Genomic DNA, 23,561 nt, shown 5'->3' on the forward strand with positions numbered 1-23,561 from the left:
AACCTGTAATGAGCGAAACCCTGTCTCAGGCCGTAGCACGCGAAGTGCGTGCACCACACGGTAACGAACTGCATTGCGCTAACTGGCTGATTGAAGCGGCTTACCGCATGATCCAGAACAACCTCGATCCCGACGTCGCCGAGCGCCCCGAAGATTTAGTGGTATACGGTGGCATCGGTAAAGCGGCGCGCAACTGGGAATGCTTCGAGCAGATCCTGCGTTCTTTAGAAGTGTTAAAACCTGATGAAACGCTGCTGATTCAATCGGGTAAGCCGGTCGGTGTGTTTCGTACTCACGCCGATGCGCCGCGCGTCCTGCTGGCAAACTCGAATTTGGTTCCGCATTGGGCTAACTGGGATCACTTCCACGAACTGGATAAAGCCGGGTTGATGATGTACGGCCAGATGACAGCCGGCTCATGGATCTACATTGGTGCCCAGGGCATCGTGCAAGGCACTTACGAAACGTTTGTTGAAGCGGGTCGCCAGCACTACGACAACGACCTCAGCGGACGCTGGATTTTGACCGCAGGCTTAGGCGGTATGGGCGGCGCACAACCGTTAGCAGGTGTCTTAGCGGGCGCCTGTGTGCTAGCGATTGAGTGTCAGGAATCACGTATCGATTTCCGTCTGCGCACCCGCTATGTCGATCACAAAGCCACCTCGCTGGATGAAGCATTAGCGCTGATTGCAGAAGCGACCCAAGCGAAAAAGCCATTTCCGTGGGTTTGCTGGGTAACGCGGCAGAGATTTTACCAGAGCTGGTGAAACGCGCTAAAGCGGGCGGCCCACGCCCCGATATCGTCACCGATCAAACCTCAGCGCATGACCCGCTTAATGGTTATCTGCCGATTGATTGGGATCTGGCGCGCTGGCAGCAGGAGAAATCCAGCAATCCCAAGGCAGTAGAAAAAGCGGCGCGCGCATCAATGGCGGTGCACGTACAGGCGATGCTCGACTTCTGTCATATGGGCATTCCCACCGTTGATTACGGCAACAATATTCGTCAGGTCGCGCTGGATGAAGGCGTGAAAAATGCGTTTGATTTCCCAGGTTTTGTACCGGCTTATATTCGCCCACTCTTCTGCGAAGGCAAAGGCCCGTTCCGCTGGGTTGCGCTTTCGGGCGATCCAGAAGATATCTACAAAACTGACGCCAAACTGAAAGAGCTATTCCCACAGCATGCCAGCCTGCATCGCTGGTTGGATATGGCGCAGGAACGTATCGCCTTCCAGGGTTTGCCTGCACGTATTTGCTGGTTAGGCTTGGGCGAACGTCATCGTGCCGGGCTGGCTTTTAATGAAATGGTGCGCAACGGTGAGCTCAAAGCGCCGGTGGTGATTGGGCGCGATCATCTGGACTGCGGCTCTGTTGCCTCGCCAAACCGTGAAACCGAGGCGATGAAAGATGGTTCCGACGCCGTTTCTGACTGGCCGCTGCTCAACGCGCTGTTAAACACGGCGGGCGGCGCTACCTGGGTCAGCCTCCACCATGGCGGCGGTGTGGGCATGGGCTTCTCACAGCATGCGGGCGTGGTCATTGTCTGTGATGGCAGCGAAGCCGCCGATGCACGTCTGAGTCGCGTATTGTGGAATGATCCTGCCACCGGTGTGATGCGCCATGCTGATGCAGGCTATGAGCAAGCGCAAGCCTGTGCTAAGGCGCATGAGCTGAATCTGCCGATGCAGAAGTAAAGAAGTGCGTGGTCGTTTGGCCCCCACCTCGCTCCTCTTGAGTGCGAGGTCGTTTGGCCCCCACCTCAATCCTCTTGAGTGCGAGGTCGTTTGGCCCCCACCTCAATCCTCCCCCATACATGGGGGAGGAAGATGCTGCAATATGCGAGTAGTAAAGCTGCCTGTGGCAGCGTCTCCTTCTCCCGCTTCACGGGGCGAGGCTGGGATGGGGGACCGCGCGCGCTTCACTTTCTGCGCGCCTACGCTGACTCAAACCCATCGCACTTCCTTATTACTTATTCCATTTTGATTTAGCCTATAGCCAAAATTCCCTGTTTCGGCAATAGACGTGCGCTCGCCAGACCTCTAAAGTGAAATCTTCTCAATCCGTAAGGAGCGCGTTTCTGCATGACCCTTTCCCCTGCTCTGCTTGAAGATGCCCTGCGCTGGCGCCACCAGTTTCATCAGGAACCTGAACTCGGCTATCAGGAGCACAAAACCAGTGATGTTGTCGCTCAACAGCTCGAACTGGCTGGCCTGCACGTTTTTCGTGGGTTAGCGGGAACGGCAGTGATTGGCACGCTGGAAAACGGTGCAGGTCCGGTAATTGGCTTACGTGCAGATATGGACGCCCTGCCTATCACCGAAAAAGGTGATGTTGCGTGGCGCTCTGCGCAACCTGGCGTCATGCACGCCTGTGGACACGATGGCCACACCGCCATTCTGCTTGCTGCCGCAAAACAACTGGCCGCAACGCGTCAGTTCAGCGGCACGGTGCACTTCATCTTTCAGCCTGCTGAAGAGAACCTTGGCGGCGCGCGGAAAATGGTAGAAGAAGGTCTGTTCCAGCGCTTTCCGATGGATGCGGTTTATGCCATGCACAACTGGCCAGGCATGCCGCTGGGCACGTTGGCGGTGAATCCTGGCGCAATGATGGCTTCGCTTGACTCCTTTGAAATCACTCTGAATGGCAAAAGTTGCCACGCGGCAATGCCAGAAAGTGGTGCCGATCCGATGGTGGTCGCTGCAGAATTGATTTTAGCGTTACAGACAATTCCCTCACGCCGCCTGTCGCCGCTGGCCTCTGCGGTAGTGAGCGTGACGCAAATCCACGGTGGCGAGGCAATCAACGTGATTCCCGAACAGATAAAGCTGCGCGGCACGGTGCGGTGTCTGCAAACCGACGTGCGCGATCGGGTACGTCAGTTAATTGAAGATTTTGTGAGTACGCTGCCGAAACCGTTTGGCGTCTGCGGAGAAATCGATTGGTTACCCGGTTATCCGGTAACGGCCAATCACGCAGAGCCGGCGGAACAGGTGCGCGCAGTGGCGCTGAACACGTTTGGCGAAGAGAATGTCAAATGGCAGGTTAATCCTTCCATGGCATCAGAAGATTTTGCCTGCATGATGGAAGCGTGTCCGGGTGCCTATTTCTGGCTAGGTGTGGATGGCGAAACGCCGTCGGCACCTTTGCACAACGCCCGTTATGATTTTAACGATGCGCTGATTCCGCTGGGCGTTGAATTTTGGCAGAACCTGGTTGAACAGGCGCTGCCAAAAGCCTGATTTAATAACCCGCCTCGCTAAGGCGCTGTAATCCCGCGTCCAGCGAGTCACTTTGTCCGCTGGCACGTAAACAGCAGGCGATCTGCAAACGCAGCGCTTCTGGCACCGGTAGCTGTTTCGCCAACACCGCGTCAATCCAACGCGCCGTCACGGCAGCTGTTTTATCGCCTGGCAGTTCCAGCGTGACTTCTGGCTGACGTTCAACCCACACCTCTGCTTCCGTTTCTGCGCCGTGAATGTAGCTGATTGCCGGACAGCGCTGTGGATTGGCATAAACCTCACCTTCAGTGCCGTTCAGTAAAAGGCCTGGCGCATCAATGTCACTGAAGAATTTGCCCACGCGCGGCACATATTCTGGGTGCGACACGCTGGAAAGGCGCAGCGCCTCACGCTCACCAAACGGGGTGGCCAATTTGGCCAGCGTGTGCGCACTGTTACGCACGCCCATGCGCCAGCGCAGCGACAGCTGTTTTGCCATGGGCGGGCAAAGGTTGTCGATGGTAATAAACACCAACTCGCCGTTATCCAGTTTTTCCTGCGCCTGCTGCTGCGTGGTCGCAGGTTGTACACCAAGTTCAGCAAAAACCGCTTCGCTGGTTACGCGCGTGGCATCTTCACTCACGCCATGCACCAGCACCGGAAAACCAAGCTGGTTGAGCAGCCGCGCCAGCAAAGGTGTCAGGTTGCCTTGACGACGTGCACCGTTGTAGCTGGGAATGACAATCGGCATAGGACGATCAACGGGTGCACGCAGCGTCATCATTTGCGTTTGCATCGCTTGATAAAAGCCGCGCATTTCGTCTTCGCCTTCGCCTTTAATACGCAGCGCAATTAAAATGCCGCCCAGCTCCAGATCGGGAACATCGCCCGCCAGCATTGCACTGTAAAGCGCCACTGCGGTATCGAAGTCGATGTCACGCGCGTGATTCTTTCCACGCCCAATCTCTTTAATAATCTTATTCAGTTCCATCACTCGCTTCCGTTAAAGTGCGCGGCCATTTAGCGCCGCGTGGGACGTTTTTTACGCACGGTTTGCGTGGGTGTGCTTATTATTTTTGCAGGTTCGGGCGCTGCTGGCTGCTCAATCGGAAACACCGGTAACGCCGCCAGCAAGCGGCTGCCGTATGCTTTGCTCAACAAACGGCGGTCATAAATGACAATTTCACCATAACATTGATGGCTGCGAATCAGGCGTCCGACCTGCTGAATCAGCGTAAATGAAGCGCTGGGTAAACTCTGCACCTCAAACGGATAGCGTTTCAGGCTTTTTAGCCATTCACCTTCGGTTAAAATTACCGGACTGTCCACCGGGGAAAAGCAATTTTATGGATATGCACCTGACTTAGCAGGTCGCCTTTTAAATCCAGCCCTTCGGCAAACGACTGCAAGCCAATCAGGATACTGGTTTCGCCCTTTTCCACTCGCTTGCGGTGCAGCTCCACTAATCGACTGCGCGGTTGATCGCCCTGCACCAGCATCGACAGACGCAAATCGGGCAAACAGGCGACAAACTGCTGCATGGCACGGCCGCTGGCAAACAACACCAGCACCCCTTTGTGTTTCTCTTCGTGCATTTGCTGACGGAAAAATCCCGCCATCTCAGCAATATGCTCCGCTTCGTTAGCCATGACGGGCTCGTAACGCATCTGCGGAATCACCAGCTTGCCTTGATCGATATGATTGAACGGCGAGTCGAGCGCCACAAAGCGATCGCCAGCCTTCTCATTCAGACCAGACATCTCCTGCAAGCGATTAAAACTGTTCAACGAACGCAGCGTGGCGGATGTCACCACCACATGCGGTATTTTCCGCCACAGCATTTTTTCCAGCTGATCGCTGACGCGAATGCCGGCGCAGTGAAACAGCAAATGTGCCTGACCCTCACGCAGTTCTCGGGTGATCCATTTTGATACCGGCGCGCCAGAGGCTTTTTCCAACGCCGCCAGTCGCCATAATTTGCTCACCGACTCAAACCAGCCAAACTGACGATTGAGCTGCAACAGGTTGCGGTGCAACCGCACCAGATCCACTTTGCCCGTTTGCTCGCTTAGCGCGTTGATCAGCCCTTCTGTTAAGCCTCGCAGCGCATCACTGAGCTTAAACAGGCGCGCACAGAGTTCGAGGATTTCCTGCGGCAATTCGCCCAGCACAAAACGGAATTCGCCGGGCTGATTATGCGAAGGCAGCAGCGGATTGAGTGCGTTACTCATAATCGTGAGCAGCTCACGTAGCTCATCGCAGTGCGCTTTAAGCCGTTCAGGATTCGTCAGTGGCGGCGGCGATTTAGGTCGCATCTGAGTCATGATGCTGTCCACCAGCTTCACGAAAAGGTCGAGCTGCAAGCTGCTCCAACCGGGTGTGATATCAGCGCTCATTTCCAGCGCATCGCGCGCCACTTCGGGCAGATGATGCCCTTCATCAAGCACCAGCATCAGCTGTTTAGCAGGCGGCAACACCGATTCGTTTTCCATTGCCGCCATCACCAACGCATGGTTTGCCACCACCACATCCACCTGCTCAATTTCACGGCGGGCGACAAAAAACGGGCATTCGCGATACCAGCGGCAATGCGCGCCCAGGCAGCTGGCTTTATCGGTAGAAAGCCGCTGCCATAAGCTGTCGCTGATGTTGTCTTCACTGTGATCGCGCAAACCATCCCACTGATAACGATCCAGCGACTTCTGCAAGCGTCCACATTGGGTTTGTTCTTCTTTAGTACTGCTGATCGCTTCGTCATCCAGATAAAGCAGCAGATCGCCCTGCTGCTCGTCATCCGCTGCCAGTGCGGCCAAATTGCGCGGGCAAACATAGCGACCACGACCAAAAGCAGCGGTAAAGGTGAGATCGGGAATGATTTTTTAAGCAGCGGCAGATCCTTGGTGAAGATCTGATCCTGCAACGCCACGTTGGCGGTGCTGATCACCAACCGCTTCTCTTCAGCACGGCTCACTGCAATGCCGGGAATAAGATAGGAAAGGGTTTTGCCGACGCCGGTTGGCGCTTCGACCGCCAGATGACGACCATCGTCACCGGCCAGGCATTTCGCTACTTCGGCGATCATCTGCCGCTGCGGCGGGCGCGGAATAAAGTCAGGCACCTGTTGCTGCAGCGCTTTATACCACTGCGCTATCTGGCTTTTTATTGCTGCTGTCAGGGCCATTGTTTCATTACCACCAGGAACGCTCTACTACAGGAAATTGCCTGTATTTTTACACAGTGTCTGGACGGCGTCAGCTTTCGCTGTGATTTTTTCGCGTCATGTTCAGAATTTTATGCGTTGTGATGTTCACTCTTTCACGGCTGCACAGCGTAAAAAATAAAATATTATGGCCAATTGTCGCGGCAGATCAGATTGATAATCACGCCGACTTTTGCTGTAGTCGATGCCTGCTTTGCCCTGCGATATCAGCGGTATGACTTCGCCGCAGATAAACACTATTTTTTGAGATGCTGTGCGATCTGCCCGGCCTCGGTGATCTGGAAAAACAGAATGCATGAAATGAACCTTGTCTTTCCCGCTCGCGTACTGCGTGGTGCAGGCGTGTTAAATCAGCTTGGCGGCCTGTGCGCCAGCCTGGGGCAGCGAGCCGTGCTGATTGGTGGTCATCAAGCTTTGCGAGCAGTTGAAACGCAGGTACGTGAACAGTTGCAGGCCGCAGGCGTAACGCTGCTGGCGCAAGAGTGGTTCGGCGGAGAAACCTCGCTAACGCACATTGATCGCTTAGCCGCATTGGCAACGGAATTAGCAGCAGAGGTGATTATCGGTGTGGGTGGCGGTAAGTCGCTGGATACCTGCAAAGCGGTGGCGGCGCAAATCGGGCTGCCGCTGGTGACAATTCCCACTATCGCCGCAACCTGTTCAGCGGTCACGCCGTTAGCGATTCGCTATGACGACAACGGCAATTTTTTCGATATCTTTCCCTTACCACAAGCGCCTGCTGCGGTATTAATCGACAGTGATTTACTGGCAAAAGCGCCGGCGCGCTGGTTAGCTGCTGGATTGGGCGACACGCTGGCAAAATGGTATGAGTTTCGGGCGGTCAGCCAACGCCATCCCGCCCGTGATGGCAATGCGCGCTCTTCACTGGCACACAGCAAAATCTGTTACGACGTCATTGCAGAGCAAGGCCCGAATGCCTATCAGGCCGTGTTAAATGGCGAAAGTAGCGCGGCGTTAGATCAGGTTTTGGATGCGATTTTTACCTGGGCAGGCTTAACGTCGCTGATGAGTAATGGCTCGCATGCCGCTGCGGCCCATGCGATTTATGAAGGTTTTACCTTCTGTGATAAAACCCGTGAGTTTGGTCATGGGCTGCTGGTTGGTTTCGGTAATCTCTGCCTGCTGGCGCTGGAAAATCGCCCCGACGCGGAACTGCTGAATGAGATGCGGCTCGCACGCGATTGCGGCGTCCCGCTGACGTTACAAGCCATTGCCTCACTGGATGACACCGAACGGGCATTAATAATCAAAGAATCGGTACACGCACCGGACATGGCCATGATGGCGGAACCGGTGAATGAAGCGCGTCTGCTGGCCGCTATTCAGCGAGTAGAGACGTTAGCAGAGCAGGTTTAATCTTGTACTTTATGCCCGGCTTACTGCGGTAAATCGGGCATAACGCGTTTTGCTGGCCGTCGCGGCTACCCCGCTTTACAACATTGTTCGGCGACAAGCTGTGTAACACACTAATCGCGCTAAACTTTTTTAACACTTTAAACATCACCGTTGTGGCATCCAATATTCCCGCTGTCGATTCTGCATAAAACGGAATCGACCCAGCAATCTGCCAACCAAGCGAAAGGTAGAGATCGCTGGCAACATCACCGCTGCGCGTATCCAGCACCAGTAATACTTTATCTTGCTCGCGGGCACGCTGCTCAGCCTGTTGCATTAATTGACGCGCAATGCCCTGGCGCCGAGCCTGCGGCCGCACCAGCAGTTTACTGATTTCAGCACGATGGCGGCCGTTCGGCATGCTGCTGTAATTCACCATCACGGTGCCTGCCACCACGCCATGCTGACGCGCGACCAGCAGCTCACACTCGCCGCTGGCGAGGCTACGTATTTTATTCTGCCAAAACTGCGTTATGACTTCCCGATCGTCGGCATTCACAAAACCAATGCTGGCCCCCTCAACCACGCACGCCTGTAAAACATCACATAACTGCGGCAAAACCTGTTGCGCCTGCCTCGCATTCAGCGGCTCATAATCGATCATGGTTTGCACACCACCAGTAAATAGCGCGCACCTGCTGTCAGATGTGCAGCGAAAGAGGATTTTCCTGTTAAGTGAAAACGTAAACTGTCACCCGCTTTCATCGTCCACTGCTGCGAATCCATGCTGACAGTGAGTTCGCCTTCACGTAGCCAGATATGTTGCTCCATGCCGTGCAGTGGCGGCGCGTCATAATCGATACGAGCGCCGGGACGTAACTTGCCCTCAACCAATTCGCATCTAAAATGAGTGGCAGGGGGTGAAACGTTACGGCGGTGAAACCCGCTGGTTTCATCTTGCCAGACCGGCTGCTGGTCACGCGTAAGCAGTAAGTCTACGCCCTCTTCTACTTCGCTTAACAAGCGTGACATGGTTAATCCATAAGCCACGCAGAGGCGATTAAGGAGCGCGGCTGTTGGGCTGGTCTCGCTGCGTTCAATACGCGATAATGAAGCGCGACTGATTCCGGTTGCGATTGAAAGTTCATCCAGCGACCAGCCGCGTTGCAGTCGAAGCTCTGCAAGACGCGCCGCTAAGCGTTGTTCGGTATCTTGAATCTGCATGATTATGTCTCACTTTTGGGAAATTATTCTCATAAGTGAGAATACAAACAAAATAAGCCCGCCGGCAAGTTGTACAGGTAAAAAAGTATTGTACAACTTAGCTTGCCTGGTTATGGTGTTTCGACTCAGGTCAGCATGAAGAGGAAAGTATGACCTTATACAGTATCGGTGATGTGGCCGAACGCTGTGGGATAAACCCGGTAACTTTGCGCGCATGGCAAAGACGCTACGGCTTATTAAAGCCACAACGCTCTGAAGGTGGACATCGCCAGTTCGACGACGTCGATGTTAATCGCATTGAAGAGATCAAACGCTGGATAGAAAGTGGCGTGCCGGTTGGGAAAGTCAAAGCGTTGCTGGAAGGCGGTGACGTTGATGCGCATGATGGCTGGACCGCCCTACAAGACGAATTGATTAGCGTTTTACGTCACGTTCGCCCCTCTAAATTACGCAATAAAATCGCGACAATTGGTCGTGAACATCCCGTTGATGCCCTTATCGATCATGTTTTCATGCCGGTAAGACAGAAGCTCGGACTGGATCAAAACACGGCGCGCACCATGTGCAGTCTGCTTGATGGCATATTGATCGATTACGTGGCTTTCTGCCTCACGGCAAGCCGCAAGAAAGCCGGTAAAGATGCATTGATTATTGGCTGGGGCACTGATGATCGTACCCGTATTTGGCTGGAAGGCTGGCGTCTTTCGCAACATGGCTGGCGTATCGATGTCTTGGCTGAACCACTTGATCTGCCGCGCCCAGAGTTGTTTCCAGGCATGAATATGTTTGTCTGGACCGGTAAAAAGCTGACGCGTCGCCAGCAGGAACAGATGGAACACTGGAAAGAGCAAGGTTATACCGTTCATCTGCACGAAACGCCTTGATAACAAAAACGCACGCTGGGCACTTTGCCTCCTGCCTCGCGCGCGCTATTATCCCCCGCTCCACGTCATCCACTCAGGTTTCTTCATGAACTGGCAAAAAATCTTCTTCGCAACTCTGTTTTTCATCATGGCTGTTGGCGGCACGGGCGGCATGATGCTGGTGGGTTATAGCCTTATCGTTCATTCAAACTAAACCAACGCTGCAAGCGCTCAAACAGGCGATCGCTGACAATCGCTAACAGCGCCACCAGCAAGGCTCCCTGAATAACGTAGGCGGTATTAAAGCCGCTCAAACCGATAATCACCGGCGAACCCAGGCTTTTTGCGCCCACGGTTGAGGCAATCGCGGCGGTACCTATATTAATGATCACCGAGGTACGAATACCGGCGATGATCACTGGCGCAGCCAGCGCTAACTCAACCTGCCATAAACGCTGCCATGCGTTCATGCCGACGCCTCGCGCAATTTCGCGACTGCTGGCGGGTACGCTATCAATACCCGCTAACGTGCCCTGCAAAATGGGCAACAGTCCATATAACAGCAACGCGACGATCGCAGGCCAGGCGCCGAATCCCATTACCGGCACCGCAATGGCTAATACCGCCACCGGTGGAACAGTTTGTCCAGCGGCAACAATTGTCTCAATCAAGGGACGAAAAGCGCGCCCGCTGCGACGCGTCACCGCTACCCCACTTCCCACGCCGATCACTATCGCCAGCAAACTGGCCGTCACCACTAAAAAAGGTGCGCCAGCGTCAACTGCCAAAAGCTGTCCTGCTGATAAAGCGGACGCGCCAGCTCAGGAAACCAGTGGGCAAACAGCGGCGCGCTGTAAGGCATGGCGCTGAGCAGCGCAAGATAAAGGATAACCAACCACAGTAACGGATCTTTTAACCAGCGCATTGCACGCCCTCACGGAGATTAAGCTCGCGCAGATTAAGCAAATCATTGAAGTGAAGTACGCCAATCGGTTGTTGCCTATCGTCCACCACCGGCAATTTGTCGGTACGGCGGGTGATAAACTGCGACAGTGCTTCACGCAGCGTCAGCGCAGCGGCAATCGGTTCGCCTTCCAGCCATTCACCGCGCCGTGCCGCATTCCCCGCTTGTCCCAGCGCCAGTAACCGCACGCCCATTTCACTGCGGCCAAAGAAATTACGCACAAACTCATTTTTGGGCTGAGTCAGCAGTTCGACCGGCTTGCCCTGTTGCACGATTTCGCCCTCATCCATTAACACAATGTTATCGGCCAGGGTCAGCGCTTCGTCGATATCATGCGTCACTAGCACAATGGTTCGGCCCGATAAGCGATGGATACGCAACATTTCCTGTTGCAGTGCCCCGCGCGTGACCGGATCAAGTGCCCCGAAAGGCTCATCCATCAGCAGCACTTCTGGATCGGCCGCCAACGCGCGTGCCACGCCAACGCGCTGCTGCTGCCCGCCAGAAAGCTGATGTGGATAACGCTTTAGCAGTTGTCGATCAAGGCTCAGCAGCGAGAACAACTCCTCGACCCGCTCGCTTACTCGCACCTTTGACCAGCCTAACAAGACGGGTACCGTGGCGATGTTTTTCTCCACCGTCCAGTGGGGAAACAGGCCGATGGATTGAATGGCGTAGCCCATGCGGCGACGTAAAGTGCGCGCCTCCATTTGACGAATCGCTTCACCGGCAAAACGAATTTCGCCCTCATCTGCCTCAATCAAGCGGTTAATCATTTTTAAGGTGGTGGATTTGCCTGAACCTGAGGTGCCCAGCAGCACGCTGAATTCACCCTTCCCCACCGTTAGCGACAGATTTTTTACTGCCGCTTTTCCGGCGAAATACTTGGTCACGCCATCAAACTGAATCATCTTTTTCTCCAGCAGAGAGATCAGCAGCCGGAACAGCGCATCAATCACCACCGCCAGCGCAATCACAGGAATAACACCCAGCAGCACCAAATCCAGCGCACTACTCAGCAGGCCCTGAAAAATAATGGCACCGAACCCGCCTGCGCCAATCAACGCGGCCACCACCGCCATCCCTAAAGTTTGCACCACCACCACACGCAGTCCCGCCAACCACACCGGCAGCGCCAGCGGCACGTCAACGGCAAAAAATTGTTGGCGCTCGCCCATTCCCATTCCGCGCGCACTTTCACGCACCTCATGCGGCACCTGCTGCAAACCCACTACCACGCTGCGAACCAGCGGCAGCAAGGCATACAGCACCAGCGCGATCAATGCGGGTGCCATACCAATACCGCTGATGCCCCACTCGCCCAGCCACGGAAAACGATTAGCCAGACCGGCTAACGGCGCGATCAGTAGCCCAAACAGCGCCACCGAAGGCACGGTTTGAATCACGTTGAGCACGCTGAATACGCTGCTTTGCCAGTGAACCCGACGATAAAGCGCCACGCCAAGCGGCAGCGCAATCAGCAGCGCTGGCAGCACGGTGCCGCCCAGCAGCAGCAAATGTCGCGTTAGAGCTGCATCAAAAACGGCCTGCCGATTGGCATACTCTTTAAGTAATGACAGGTGCTCAAGCGTGCCGCTAAACAGCAGCAAGAGTGGAATGATCCATACCTGAAGATTCAGCAGCAGCTGCGCAAATCGATGGCGGGTTACGCGGCGTATTACATCCGTCATCAGTAATAGCGTTAATCCACTGGCGCACCACATGCCGCTGCCAAAACTGGTTCGCGCCAGCGGGCTACCTTGATCCGCCAGCAGCGTCGCCTGATGGCCGCTGAGCCAGATCATTCCCGCCAGGAGCACTTCACTGGCGAGCAATGATAGCAGCAACGTTGTGCGCGACGACTTACACCACAGCAGCCCCAGCAGCAGCGCCAGCGGCGGCAGCAACATCGCCGCATCATTAATGTGCCACAGCATCAAAGGTTGCCCGCCAACCAGGCGATTGGCGGCGTATTTGAGAAAAGGCAGGCTCACTAAGCTGATGATAATCACTACCACCAGTAGCAGCGCAACCGGAGAATGGCGTGGGCGGATTATCGCATCCCGCGATAACAGCATGGTTACAAGAGCTTTTTCTGTTGCAGCCATTGAGTGGCTACGCTGCTGGCATCCTGCCCATCGACAGCAATTTTGGCATTCAGCTGTTGCAACGTTTTCTCATCCAGCGCACTAAATACCGGTTTCAGCCAGTTGCCGATCTCCGGGTAAGCTTTCAGCACTGACTCGCGAATCACTGGCGTAGGCGCATAGATCGGCTGGACGCCTTTCGGGTCGCTTAACGTTTGCAAACCCAGGGCCGCAACGGGACCATCGGTGCCATAAGCCATTGCCGCATTAACCCCGGAAGTTTGCTGCGCCGCTGCACTGATGGTGACAGCCGTATCACCGCCCGCCAGGGACAACAGCTGATCTTGTTTCAGATCGAAGCCATAAGTTTTTTCAAACGCCGGTAACGCATCGCTGCGCTCAATAAATTCCGCCGAGGCTGCCAGCTTGAAGGTGCCGCCCTTTTTCAAATATGCGCTGAGATCATCCAGTGATTTAAGCTGATTTTTGTCCGCGAGATCTTTGCGTACCGCGATCGTCCAGGTGTTATTAGCGGGCGCGGGTGTGAGCCAAACCAGATGATTTTTGTCTGCATCCAGCTTTTTCACTTTCTCGTAGCCCTGCTGAGCATTTTTCCATGCACTGTCTTTTTCATCGTTAAAGAAGAAGGCGCCGTTGCCCGTGTATTCCGGGTAGATATCTAGCTCACCGGCGGTAATCGCGCCGCGCACCACCTGCGTGGTGCCCAACTGAATTTTATTCACCGTTTTCACACCGTGCTTCTCCAGCACCTGCAAAATGACATTGCCGAGCAGCGAACCCTCTGTATCAATTTTCGACCCCACGCGTACCGGATCGGCAGCCTGCGCAACGCCCAGGCTGAGCAGCAATGCGCCCATCCCCACGATTCCCCGAAACTTAGCCATGACGCATTCCTTCTCTGTTTTTTGTTGATAGCGATGTGCATTAAAAGCGTAGCCTGGCATTGCCAATACGCGACCTACTTTAGCGCATCCTAATAACAATTCGAGATTGTTAGCTTATCATCTATAACTAAATAGAATTTACGTCTAGACGTCCAGACATTATTCTCAATTACCATTTTTATAAAAAAACAGACAACATCATGTCCGAATTAACATCTTCAGCCCATGTGGCAACGGCAGGGAGTGCGCCTACGGGCGAAACGCAATGGATCCGCAGCGCGTCAGACGTTTCTAATCTAATAAACCACAGCGATAACGCCCGCAACAATGCGAGGATTGTGGTCGCTATTGCGCTTGGCGGCGTGTTTCTTGACGCGTATGACCTCGGTGCACTGGCGTTCGGTATCAAAGATGTCGCACGTGAATTTAACCTGACGCCAACCGGCACCGGCATGGTGGCTTCTGCTATCACCTTCGGTGCCATCGTTGGTGCGCTGATTGGCGGCTATCTCACCGATAAAATCGGTCGCTATCGGGTTTTCATGGCCGATATGTTTTTCTTTGTGGTCGCGGCTTTGGCCTGTGCGTTTGCGCCAAATGAGTACGTGCTGGGCGGTGCCCGCTTTGTGATGGGGCTTGGCGTCGGTATTGATTTACCGGTGGCGATGGCGTTTTTAGCGGAGTTCTCGAAACTGCGCGGTAAAGGCAACAAAGCCGCTTCCGTAGCGATGTGGTGCCCGACCTGGTATGCCGCCATTAGCATTTCCTATCTGCTGGTGCTGCTGCTGTATGCGGTGCTGCCAGAAAGCCATTCGGACTGGTTATGGCGTTTGATTTTAGGCTTTGGTGCGGTACCGGCTATTTTGATAATCCTGATTCGCAGCCGCTACATGAGCGAATCGCCGGTATGGGCAGCAAACCAGGGCGATTTACAGGGAGCCGCTAATATTCTGCGCAGCGCATGGAATATTAATGCGCAGGTCGCAAAAGATGCGCCGCTGACGCCAGAAAAACCGGCACGTCGCGCCAGTTGGCGTAATTATGGCGCGCTGTTGCAGGGCGTTTACCTGCGCCGCACGGTGTTGGCGACCATAACCTCGATCGCCTCAGCGTTTGCTTACAATGCCGTGGCGTTTGGTTTACCGGTGATCATTTCCAGCTTCCTGGCGCAATCGATGCTCACCACCATTTTGGTGTCGCTGGCGCTGAACCTGCTGTTTGCCTTTGTCGGCGGGATCCTTGCGGTACGGCTGGTGCCGCGTCTGGGAGCGTGGAAGATGTCGGTGGCGGGATATGCCTGTCAATGTATTGCACTGTTAGGACTGGCCTTGATTGGTCGCCCGGAAGGCGGACAAGAAGCCGCATTAGCGATCGCGATGCTGGCGCTGTTCCTGTTTGGTCAGGGTTTTGGTCCCGGCTCGCACACCATGACGTATGCCTCGCTGAGTTACCCGACTTCGCTGCGCGGCGTTGGCGTGGGCTTTAACCAGACGCTGATGCGCGGCAGCTCAACCGTTTCGCTGTTCCTTTTCCCGGTGTTGGTCGCTGCGCTGGGCACCGGGGTTTTCTGGGTCATCTTTCTCGCTCCGCTGGCGGGTTTGCTGGCGCTGCTGGCGATCCGCTGGGAACCCTCGGGCTACGACGTTGATGCGGAAGATTTTAATCGCTAAGACAAAAGCCGCACCCTAAAAGGTGCGGCTTTTTTTATGCCATTCTTGATTTATGCAGGGAAAGAAAAAGCGTCGATATAGGCAGGAATACGCGGAAAGGTGTAAAGAAACCACGGCGTAAACTGCTGGGGATTTTGCTCCATCTGTTGCTGAATCTTTTCCATTGGACGGTATTCAAACGCATCCGCTTCTTCCGGGTTGAGGTGCGGCAATGCATCGCAAACGGCAAAAAATACGTGACCATATTCATGTTCGGTCAAACCGTTACTCAGCGGCAGGTTGTAGCTCAGCTCAAACATCGGCGTCAGTGAGACGTTCATGCCCATCTCTTCACGCAGGCGACGTTCGGCCGCATCCTGGGTGGATTCATGCGGATACGGATGGCCGCAACAGGTGTTGCTCCATAATCCGCCGCAGTGATATTTTTCGCTGGCGCGACGTTGTAACAGCAATTCCTGTCGGGAATTGAAGACGTAAACCGTCACCGCACGGTGCAATAATCCTTTCTCATGCACTTCCAGCTTTTCCATTTTGCCGGTGGGACGATCAAGATGGTCGACGAGGATAACTTCAATAGCAGACATGTCGGTTCCTTGAGCTTATTCCTAACTATTTTGGCACAGGATTTGGCATATGGAGCGCATAAAATCGTGCTATTTGCCGTCAGGCCATGTCAGACAAGGGTTTCGAGCGAGGAAAAAATTGGGCCAGCCGCGCTGGCCCATTGAAAATTTACAATTTGAAGCTTTGAACCACCAATTCCAGCTGCACGCTTTGCACTTCCATGGCCTGCGCGGCGGCAGAAACTTGTTCAACCAGCACGGCATTTTGCTGCGTGGTGCCATCAAGCTGCGTAATGGCAATATTGACCTGCTCAATGCCCATACTCTGCTCACGGCTGGCTGACATGATTTCACTCATTAAGGTGGTCACGCTGCTCACGCCCTGCATCAGCTCATCCATGGTGTTACCGGCCTGTTCCACCAGCTGACTACCCGCATCAATGTTGGCTACTGACTCCTCAATCAGCTTTTTGATTTCACGCGCGGAATTAGCCGAGCGCTGTGCCAGATTGCGCACCTCCGATGCCACCACCGCAAATCCGCGCCCCTGCTCGCCAGCACGTGCAGCTTCCACCGCTGCGTTCAAGGCCAGGATGTTAGTTTGAAACGCGATGCTGTCGATAACGCTGATGATATCCACCACTTTGCGCGACGAATGGTGAATTTCGCCCATGGTGGTCACCACCTGCCGCACCACGTCGGTGCCGCGTGCTGCCACTTGTGACGCGCCATCCGCCAGCTGGTTAGCATGGGTTGCGTTATCCGCGTTCTGTCGCACCGTGCCCGTCAGCTGCTCCATTGATGCCGCCGTTTCAACAATCGAACTGGCCTGATCTTCGGTACGTGACGATAAGTTGGCATTGCCACTGGCAATTTCACGTGAGGCGGCGGTGATCGCCAATGCGCTTTCTCCAACCTGACGCATCAAGCCTTGCAGGTAGCTAATAAACTGGTTAAAGCTTTGCGCTACCGCGTTAAATTCTGGGCTATTGCTGGCAGGCAAACGCTGGGTTAAATCCGCGCCGCCCATTGATAACGCTTCAATATTGCTGTTAAGCACGTTGAGGCGCTTCATCATGGTACGCACGAAACCCAGCAGCACCAGCAGCAGAATCACTGCCAGTGGGATCTGCACTAAGCCCAGGCGCGTCAACATATTGTGGGATTGCGCTTTTAGCAAACTGGTGGGCACGCTGCTGGCGAGATACCACGGACTGTTAGGGATCGCCTGCAAGAACAGCGTTTGCTCGCCCTCATCACTGTCGAATGTTGACTCAGCGGGCTGTGTGCCTGCACCTGCCAGCAATGCTTTCAACGGTGCCGCCATCGGCGATTGCAGGTCAGCCAGATTCTCAAGCTTTGGTGTGGCATCAACCAGCGCGGCGTTGCCGACCACCTTGCCATCAGCCTCCACAATCAGCACGTTGCCCTGAATGGCTTCACCCATCTGTTTTGCCAGTTGATTGAAGAAGCCGAGCGTAACGTCAATGGTTGCGACCCCCAAACGTTGCCATCACGATAAATGGCCATGGCACAGTTGGTGCGCGGCTGCGGGCTGGCAGCATCCTGGTACGCTTTTGCCCAAGCGCACTGCCCTTTTGCCGCTGCTAAGCCATCTTTGTACCAAGACTGCTCCCAATATTTGTCGGCAGCGTCAGAGTTCCAGTAGGTGTTTACCTGCAGTTGATTACTGGCATTACGGGCGAAAAAGCTGCTGTTTTTCTCTTTGTCAGCATCACGACGATTAGGCAACGGCCAGATGCCGCCGCCAAATACGTTGCTGTCCTGATATTGGTTCACTAACGTCGGCAGCAGCGTATCGATGGTGGCGCTTTCCATCACCGATGCCGCTTCAGTGATGGCGCGTTGCTGTGCCTGTACGCGGTTCATCTGCTCTACGATGCCGCTGGCAAGCGAATCAACCTGATAACGCACCAGACGGCTTTCGTTATGAATGAGCTGTGGTGCGACAAACTGGTTGATCACCAATACGGTAATCAGCATCAATAAAATAAAGAATGCGATGAGTGTTGCGGTGAAGCGGGATTGGGTTGTTTTAAACATCTTTGTTCCCTCGAGCCTGGTGCGGCGCAATTGCCTGATCCGGTTTAACGGCGCGGCCGTGAGGAACTTGAGGTGGGCGAGATCACAGATTGACGAAATAGTTGATAAGGGTAAGGATTTAGTTAGCAGGCGCGATAAAAAAACCACCGGCTCTGCTCCGCGTGCAGACGAAAGAGCCGGGATAAGAGCTGAAGGTTACTCGGGTGAATCAACCACTTGCTGTCGGGGTCGGAAAATATGATTGCTGCCCTGCGCGGTTAATAGCTCTCGCAGCCGCTGACCGCCCTGTTCATCTGCCTGAGCAAATATACGCTCCGCCTCCGTTACCGGCGTGGCCCACAACAGTTTGGGTCGGTCATCATCGCGCTTCGGCAATTTAAACTGCGCTTTGTCTTCGGCCAGCTCATTAGCCAGCAGGAAGCTCTCAAAGCCCACCGGCGCAACTTCTGATGCCAGCGTATGACCTTCGCCCAGCCAGGTCAGGCGCGCCCACGGCAGATGAACGAACTCCGCCAGCGCACTGGCCATCTGCACCGCATTGCTTTCGGTCATCACTTCGCCATCCACCGCCATCGCCAGTTCGATGCGGCGATACTGCGGGGCTAACTCGTCAAACAAGTAATCCACCTGCGGCATAGGACGAATGCTCATACCCAGCGTCAGGAAATACCAAATGCCTTTGTGCCAGTGCTGCGAAATCGCCATAGGCGGCCAGCTACCCTGATCGATGGCGTAATATTTTACCGATTCGCCAAACTGCGCCTGGTAACTCACCATCAATTCTTTTTGAACCCGGTCCCATTCGCTGCCGTCATGCCATTCGCGCCAGAAGTGGCGCTGCTGCTCAGCACGTGCGTAGTATTCATTGGTAGAGGCGGAACCCAGCGGCGCGGTTAACCGATTCTTTTTGATGCAGCCCGCAGAAAAGCTCACTTGCTTATCCTGATACAGGCTCCATCCCGGAATCACCGCCAGCAGTTGGCCGTAATACCACAACGCCGCACCATCATCGCTGGGTTCCCACAGCACCTGAAGACCGGCGGGATCCAGGGCAGGCTCCGCTTCCAGCGTGCGGCAGAATTCAGCGCTCAACAGCGGCGCAATGCCCTGCTCCATCGCTTCGCGATCTTCTAACGCGGGAGCGGGCTCAAGGTTACGCAACCAGCAGCCACGCACCGCATATTGGCTACGAAACAGATCCGTCGGCCAGATGTAGAAGTAAGCGGTGCGCGCATCCTGTTCGACAATCGCCGTCAGGGTACGTTGCTGATTGTGGACTTCGGCAATCAGAGGTTGGTACGTCATAGAGCCTCGACAAAACCAGGAGGAAGTCATTTTCCCCGAGATTAGAGCAGGATCCTGACTGCCGCCACATGTGACAAGGGTAAAACTCTCAAAGTGTGAAAAGCACAGTTTAAGCAAACTGATTAACGCAAACTGGAAATGGTGATTACCCCGATCAAACCCGTAATTTGGCTTAAGGTTATATACCGCGCTTTATGCAGTTTATTCCGCGATTGAACCGAGTAAGCCAGTGCTATCGTCAACGGATGCGGATAAATGCCAGAGAGAGTTAACATGTTGCTGGGCACATTAGATTTTGGATTTCGTGAGGCGGTGATTTTGGCGATATTTGCCTGGCTCTATTATCGCCATACCTGGGTGATGATTGCTGTTACGTTAATGGCGTTAGGCTTGGTCATTATAATGATTTTACCTGCCGATCTTTATTACAGTCTGCCGCCGCTGGCGCTGTCTGGCTTTGGATTAGGCATGCTGTTTTATCACTATCAGCTACGACAAATTACACTCCGCCGGGAGGCTAAAACACCGCGTACTTATCACCGCAAACAGGATGGGCTCAAGAGTTAAAAGGCGTTAAAGCATCCGGTGACAATTAGCACAAATTTCCCGGTGTCCGCCGCGAAAAAAGCGTTCTAACCGGTTAGCCTGGGTAATATTTCAGCTTTGAGGATTTCTGCCCATACGCTGCATGGCACGCTGATAAGCGCCGCGCTGAATCGACCAACGCAGTGCGGCAGAGATAACGTTGATCTGCCGATCAAGCAGTGATTGCTGCCAATGCCCGATGCGATAACCAGACATCTCCTGCGCCCACTCCGGCATCAACCCAACACCCGCTTTCAGCATGGTTTTCATCACCGGTTTTGCCTGCCAGCTTGGTGCGGGCGCATTCATCAAGGTATGGGTGACGTCTGCGGTGCGGGCATCGAAACGCAATTCGCTGCGCATCGATTGCAGATAATCTTCTATATCTGCACAACTCTTTGGCACTTTTTCTGCGCCCAGCGCTTCAGCGACAATGGCCGCCTCGGCGTAGTAACGATCTTGTTCCGCTGGACTTAGCGACGGATTTTTATAGCGAAGATGGGCGGCCAGAAAGCGACTGGTTTCGGCGACGTGCACCCAAGTCAACAGATGCGGATCGCTGGCGGCATAGGGTTTTCCTTCGCTGTCTACGCCGCTGACCCTGAGATGGATACGCTTTACCTTCTCAATAAGAAATTGCGCGTCGTGTTGATTACCAAAGGTGGTGACGGCAATGAACTGGCTGGTGCGGCGCAGGCGCCCCATCATATCTTCACGAAAGTTGGAATGATCCCATACGCCTGCCAGCGCGGCCGGATGTAACATCTGCAAAAAAGCGCACTGATGCCACCGCACATCATTGAGGAAAAATCGCCGTGTACGCGCCAGATTACGCTGTCGGGGCCAAACAGGCCCGGATCACCCGGCGGTTGAGAAATATCGAATTCATTAAGCGCCAGACCATTCAGGCGAAAAACCTGCTGCTGGATGCGGTATCGGATGTTAACCATAGTGAGTTTTCTCAGAGTCAGGCGTCGTTTGCTCTCACTTCGGTCCTGTTAAGGGCGAGGTCGTTTGTCCCCACCTCAGCCCTCCCCATAAATGGGGAAGGAAGACACTGCCCTGTATCAGTGCTTTACCTGCATGTGGCAGCGTCTCCTTCCTACGCAAGCGGGGAAGGCTGGGATGGAGGACAGCCAGCACAATCCAAGATCGGCCAGCACAAACGAAACAGACTTACAAATAATCGAACTGCGCATCCTGGGTTCGTACAGAATCCAACCCGATCATCACATTGAATTTACCTGGCTCAGCGACATGCTGCATCTGCTGATTCCAGAACTTCAGTGCATCAACGTCAATCTTAAACGTCACCGTCTGCGATTCACCCGCTTTCAGCATGATGCGCTTAAATCCGCGCAACTCCTGCACCGGACGACTCATTGTCGCCACGGGATCATTCAGATAAAGCTGCACCACGGTTGCGCCGTCACGTTTGCCACTGTTGGTCACCGTCACGCTGGCGTCGATGGTGCCGTTGCGCGGCATGGTGCGCGAAGACATCTTGACCGGCGACACCGTAAAGGTGGTGTAACTCAGGCCATAACCAAACGGGTACAGCGGGCCGTTGACCGCATCATAATAATGCGAAGTGTACTTGTTAGGCTTCTCCGGATTGTAAGGACGCCCCGTTGGCAAGTGATTGTAGTAAATGGGTATCTGTCCAACCGAACGCGGGAACGAAGCGGGCAGTTTACCGGAAGGATTGTAGTCCCCGAACAGCACATCAGCGATTGCGTTGCCGCCTTCAGTGCCGCTAAACCACGTTTCCAGCATCGCGTCGGCCATGTGATCTTCGTTGACTACCGTTAGCGGACGACCATTCATCAGGACAATCACCAGCGGTTTACCGGTTGCTTTCAGCGCGGCCAGCAAGTTCTGTTGGCTTTGCGGAATCACCAAATCGCTGCGGCTGGACGCTTCATGCGCCATGCCCTGCGCTTCACCTACCGCTGCGACAATCACATCGGCCTGTTTGGCTTTCTCGACAGCTTCGTCAATCAACGCCTGCGGCGAGCGCTTATCGACCGTTACTGCAGGTTCGTAGAGATTGAGGAAATCCTGAATGCCTTTATTGTCAGAAATGTTGGCACCCTTGGCATACAGCAGCGTCGCTTTGCCCGCTGTTGCATTGCGCATGCCTTGCAGCAGCGAAATGGATTGCTTCGCGACGCCCGCGGCTGACCAGCTGCCCATGATGTCACGTTGGCTGTCTGCGAGCGGCCCCACCAGCGCAATCGTGCCCGATTTCTTCAGCGGCAAGGTTTCCAGGCGGTTTTTCAACAACACCATACTCTTACGCGCCACATCGCGAGCTTCCGCACGGTGCAGACGGCTTTCAGCGTTGGTGTCCTGAGGATCGCTTTCTTTCGGACCGAGATGGCTGTAAGGATCGTTAAACAGCCCCATATCATATTTAACGTTCAACACATGACGCGCAGCATCATCGATTTCCGCCATGCTGACCGCGCCACTTTTCACCAAACCCGGCAGATATTTGCTGTAGTACTCGTCGCTCATACTCATGTCGACGCCCGCTTTCAGCGCAATGCGCACTGCATCCTGCGGATCGCTGGCGACACCGTGCTTGATCAGCTCTTTGATCGCGCCATGGTCGCTGATGGTAATGCCTTTGAACTTCCATTCGCCGCGCAGCAGATCTTTCAGCAACCAGCCATCAGCGGTTGCCGGTACGCCATTGATGGAATTCAGCGAGACCATCACGCCACCGCTGCCGGCATCTAGCGAAGCCTTATAAGGCGGCAGGTAGTCCTGGAACATACGCTGCGGACTCATATCAACGGTGTTGTAATCACGTCCGCCTTCTACTGCGCCATACAGTGCGAAGTGCTTCACGCTGGTCATGATGGAGTAACGATCTGCCGCGTTTTTACCTTGCATCGATTGCACCATGCTGCGACCCATTTCAGAGGTCAGCCAGGTATCTTCGCCAAAGCCTTCCGAGACGCGACCCCAGCGCGGTTCGCGGCTGACATCAACCATGGGTGCCCAGGTCATATTCAAACCATCATCTGCGGCTTCATAGGCAGAAATGCGTCCGACATCGCCAACTGCATCCAGATCCCAACTGGCCGCTAAACCCAGCGGAATGGGGAAAATGGTGCGCTGACCGTGAACCACGTCATACGCGAAGAACAACGGAATTTTCAGGCGGCTGAGCTGCATCGCCTGATCCTGCATCGCGCGAATATCCTGGCGCGTAACCGTATTGAAAATGGCGCCAACCTGGTTTTTTTGAATCATCTCGCGGATGACTTCTTTCGGATTGTCGGGGCCGACGCTTATCAAACGTAGCTGGCCGATTTTCTCATCCAGCGTCATTTTTTTAAGCAGATCGTTGACGAAGGCATCACGTGCCTGCTCCGTCATCGGATGATTACCAATCAGCTCCTCCGCTAAGGCGGGTTGTATAGCGAGGGAGACAGCGAGACTAACAGAGTAAATCCATTTCATCAGGTCGGGTTCTCTTAAGTGACTGCGCAATATCGAATTAACTGGCGGCAGTTTGCCACAAGAA

Annotated in this window: 13 protein-coding genes and 7 pseudogenes; 7 read left to right on the forward strand and 13 right to left on the reverse strand. The window is 54.4% G+C overall.

The window, feature by feature from the left end:
- The first annotated feature begins 8 nt into the window (after window positions 1-8).
- Window positions 9-1,693 (forward strand): annotated as a pseudogene (hutU, locus tag KQP84_RS15870) (urocanate hydratase).
- A 387-nt stretch (window positions 1,694-2,080) separates the two neighbouring features.
- Window positions 2,081-3,238 carry a M20 aminoacylase family protein gene (locus tag KQP84_RS15875; RefSeq protein WP_215847256.1) on the forward strand — a complete coding sequence of 386 codons (1,158 nt, stop codon included), beginning with the start codon at window positions 2,081-2,083 and terminating at the stop codon, window positions 3,236-3,238.
- Window position 3,239: 1 nt separating this feature from the next.
- On the opposite strand, the gene ybiB is transcribed toward KQP84_RS15875, so the two are convergent.
- Window positions 3,240-4,208, reverse strand: coding sequence for a DNA-binding protein YbiB (gene ybiB / locus KQP84_RS15880; RefSeq protein ID WP_215847257.1), 969 nt, complete (start codon window positions 4,206-4,208; stop codon window positions 3,240-3,242).
- Window positions 4,209-4,237: 29 nt separating this feature from the next.
- Window positions 4,238-6,398: pseudogene (gene dinG, locus KQP84_RS15885) on the reverse strand (ATP-dependent DNA helicase DinG).
- A 330-nt stretch (window positions 6,399-6,728) separates the two neighbouring features.
- Here dinG and KQP84_RS15890 point away from each other — a divergent pair.
- Complete coding sequence (locus tag KQP84_RS15890; protein ID WP_215847258.1) at window positions 6,729-7,814, forward strand: iron-containing alcohol dehydrogenase family protein; 1,086 nt, start codon at window positions 6,729-6,731, stop codon at window positions 7,812-7,814.
- Between the two features lie 130 nt (window positions 7,815-7,944).
- On the opposite strand, the pseudogene KQP84_RS15895 reads toward KQP84_RS15890, so the two are convergent.
- Both KQP84_RS15895 and KQP84_RS15900 read right to left on the reverse strand, forming a co-directional pair.
- Window positions 7,945-8,457, reverse strand: a pseudogene (locus tag KQP84_RS15895) (GNAT family N-acetyltransferase); the annotation flags it as partial.
- Window positions 8,454-9,017: a helix-turn-helix domain-containing protein gene (locus tag KQP84_RS15900; RefSeq protein WP_215847260.1), complete on the reverse strand. Its 564-nt coding sequence runs from the start codon at window positions 9,015-9,017 to the stop codon at window positions 8,454-8,456. The pseudogene KQP84_RS15895 and the gene KQP84_RS15900, both read right to left, overlap by 4 nt.
- A 149-nt stretch (window positions 9,018-9,166) precedes the next feature.
- On the opposite strand from KQP84_RS15900, the gene KQP84_RS15905 reads away from it, so the two are divergent.
- Both KQP84_RS15905 and KQP84_RS26470 read left to right on the forward strand, forming a co-directional pair.
- Complete coding sequence (locus KQP84_RS15905) at window positions 9,167-9,901, forward strand: MerR family transcriptional regulator (protein ID WP_215847261.1); 735 nt, start codon at window positions 9,167-9,169, stop codon at window positions 9,899-9,901.
- Window positions 9,902-9,986: 85 nt separating this feature from the next.
- Window positions 9,987-10,094 (forward strand): YohO family small membrane protein, encoded by a 108-nt coding sequence (locus KQP84_RS26470; protein ID WP_489853246.1) that lies wholly within the window; start codon window positions 9,987-9,989, stop codon window positions 10,092-10,094.
- On the opposite strand, the pseudogene KQP84_RS15910 reads toward KQP84_RS26470, so the two are convergent.
- The 4 genes and pseudogenes from KQP84_RS15910 to osmF all read right to left on the reverse strand — a co-directional run bounded on the left by KQP84_RS15910 (window position 10,075) and on the right by osmF (window position 13,836).
- Window positions 10,075-10,805 (reverse strand): annotated as a pseudogene (locus KQP84_RS15910) (ABC transporter permease). The gene KQP84_RS26470 and the pseudogene KQP84_RS15910 sit on opposite strands and share 20 nt — an antisense overlap.
- Window positions 10,793-11,755, reverse strand: coding sequence for an ABC transporter ATP-binding protein (locus KQP84_RS15915; protein ID WP_215848314.1), 963 nt, complete (start codon window positions 11,753-11,755; stop codon window positions 10,793-10,795). Before KQP84_RS15915 ends, KQP84_RS15910 begins: the two are co-directional and overlap by 13 nt.
- A pseudogene (locus KQP84_RS15920) lies at window positions 11,756-12,922 on the reverse strand (ABC transporter permease); the annotation flags it as partial.
- Window positions 12,923-12,924: 2 nt separating this feature from the next.
- Window positions 12,925-13,836, reverse strand: coding sequence for a glycine betaine ABC transporter substrate-binding protein OsmF (gene osmF / locus KQP84_RS15925; protein ID WP_215847262.1), 912 nt, complete (start codon window positions 13,834-13,836; stop codon window positions 12,925-12,927).
- Window positions 13,837-14,036: 200 nt separating this feature from the next.
- On the opposite strand from osmF, the gene KQP84_RS15930 reads away from it, so the two are divergent.
- Window positions 14,037-15,506, forward strand: coding sequence for an MFS transporter (locus KQP84_RS15930; protein WP_215847263.1), 1,470 nt, complete (start codon window positions 14,037-14,039; stop codon window positions 15,504-15,506).
- Window positions 15,507-15,556: 50 nt separating this feature from the next.
- Here KQP84_RS15930 and idi read toward each other — a convergent pair whose 3' ends face one another.
- The 3 genes and pseudogenes from idi to KQP84_RS15945 all read right to left on the reverse strand — a co-directional run bounded on the left by idi (window position 15,557) and on the right by KQP84_RS15945 (window position 19,438).
- Entirely contained in the window at window positions 15,557-16,090 is a 534-nt protein-coding gene (idi, locus tag KQP84_RS15935) for an isopentenyl-diphosphate Delta-isomerase (protein ID WP_215847264.1), read from the reverse strand.
- A 148-nt stretch (window positions 16,091-16,238) separates the two neighbouring features.
- Window positions 16,239-18,133 (reverse strand): annotated as a pseudogene (locus tag KQP84_RS15940) (methyl-accepting chemotaxis protein).
- A 195-nt stretch (window positions 18,134-18,328) separates the two neighbouring features.
- Entirely contained in the window at window positions 18,329-19,438 is a 1,110-nt protein-coding gene (locus tag KQP84_RS15945) for a suppressor of fused domain protein (RefSeq protein ID WP_215847265.1), read from the reverse strand.
- Between the two features lie 255 nt (window positions 19,439-19,693).
- Here KQP84_RS15945 and KQP84_RS15950 point away from each other — a divergent pair, with 255 nt between their 5' ends.
- On the forward strand, window positions 19,694-20,005 hold the full coding sequence (locus KQP84_RS15950) for a hypothetical protein (RefSeq protein WP_252515295.1): 312 nt from the start codon (window positions 19,694-19,696) through the stop codon (window positions 20,003-20,005).
- A gap of 90 nt (window positions 20,006-20,095) precedes the next feature.
- Here the strand turns inward: KQP84_RS15950 and KQP84_RS15955 are convergent.
- Window positions 20,096-20,973, reverse strand: a pseudogene (locus KQP84_RS15955) (oxygenase MpaB family protein).
- A gap of 226 nt (window positions 20,974-21,199) precedes the next feature.
- On the reverse strand, window positions 21,200-23,497 hold the full coding sequence (bglX, locus tag KQP84_RS15960; RefSeq protein ID WP_215848316.1) for a beta-glucosidase BglX: 2,298 nt from the start codon (window positions 23,495-23,497) through the stop codon (window positions 21,200-21,202).
- Between the last annotated feature and the right edge of the window lie 64 nt (window positions 23,498-23,561).

Origin of the sequence: Candidatus Pantoea bituminis, assembly GCF_018842675.1 — a bacterium.
GTDB classification, from domain to species: Bacteria; Pseudomonadota; Gammaproteobacteria; order Enterobacterales; family Enterobacteriaceae; genus Pantoea; species Pantoea phytostimulans.

Bases quoted from the DNA above. Each gene is read 5' to 3' on its own strand.
- KQP84_RS15915 (WP_215848314.1), bottom strand. From the start codon at position 11,755: ATGATTCAGTTTGATGGCGTGACCAAGTATTTCGCCGGAAAAGCGGCA.
- KQP84_RS15905 (WP_215847261.1), top strand. From the start codon at position 9,167: ATGACCTTATACAGTATCGGTGATGTGGCCGAACGCTGTGGGATAAAC.
- KQP84_RS15950 (WP_252515295.1), top strand. From the start codon at position 19,694: ATGCCAGAGAGAGTTAACATGTTGCTGGGCACATTAGATTTTGGATTT.
- osmF (WP_215847262.1), bottom strand. From the start codon at position 13,836: ATGGCTAAGTTTCGGGGAATCGTGGGGATGGGCGCATTGCTGCTCAGC.
- bglX (WP_215848316.1), bottom strand. From the start codon at position 23,497: ATGAAATGGATTTACTCTGTTAGTCTCGCTGTCTCCCTCGCTATACAA.
- KQP84_RS15930 (WP_215847263.1), top strand. From the start codon at position 14,037: ATGTCCGAATTAACATCTTCAGCCCATGTGGCAACGGCAGGGAGTGCG.
- KQP84_RS15900 (WP_215847260.1), bottom strand. From the start codon at position 9,017: ATGCAGATTCAAGATACCGAACAACGCTTAGCGGCGCGTCTTGCAGAG.
- KQP84_RS15875 (WP_215847256.1), top strand. From the start codon at position 2,081: ATGACCCTTTCCCCTGCTCTGCTTGAAGATGCCCTGCGCTGGCGCCAC.
- idi (WP_215847264.1), bottom strand. From the start codon at position 16,090: ATGTCTGCTATTGAAGTTATCCTCGTCGACCATCTTGATCGTCCCACC.
- ybiB (WP_215847257.1), bottom strand. From the start codon at position 4,208: ATGGAACTGAATAAGATTATTAAAGAGATTGGGCGTGGAAAGAATCAC.
- KQP84_RS26470 (WP_489853246.1), top strand. From the start codon at position 9,987: ATGAACTGGCAAAAAATCTTCTTCGCAACTCTGTTTTTCATCATGGCT.
- KQP84_RS15890 (WP_215847258.1), top strand. From the start codon at position 6,729: ATGCATGAAATGAACCTTGTCTTTCCCGCTCGCGTACTGCGTGGTGCA.
- KQP84_RS15945 (WP_215847265.1), bottom strand. From the start codon at position 19,438: ATGACGTACCAACCTCTGATTGCCGAAGTCCACAATCAGCAACGTACC.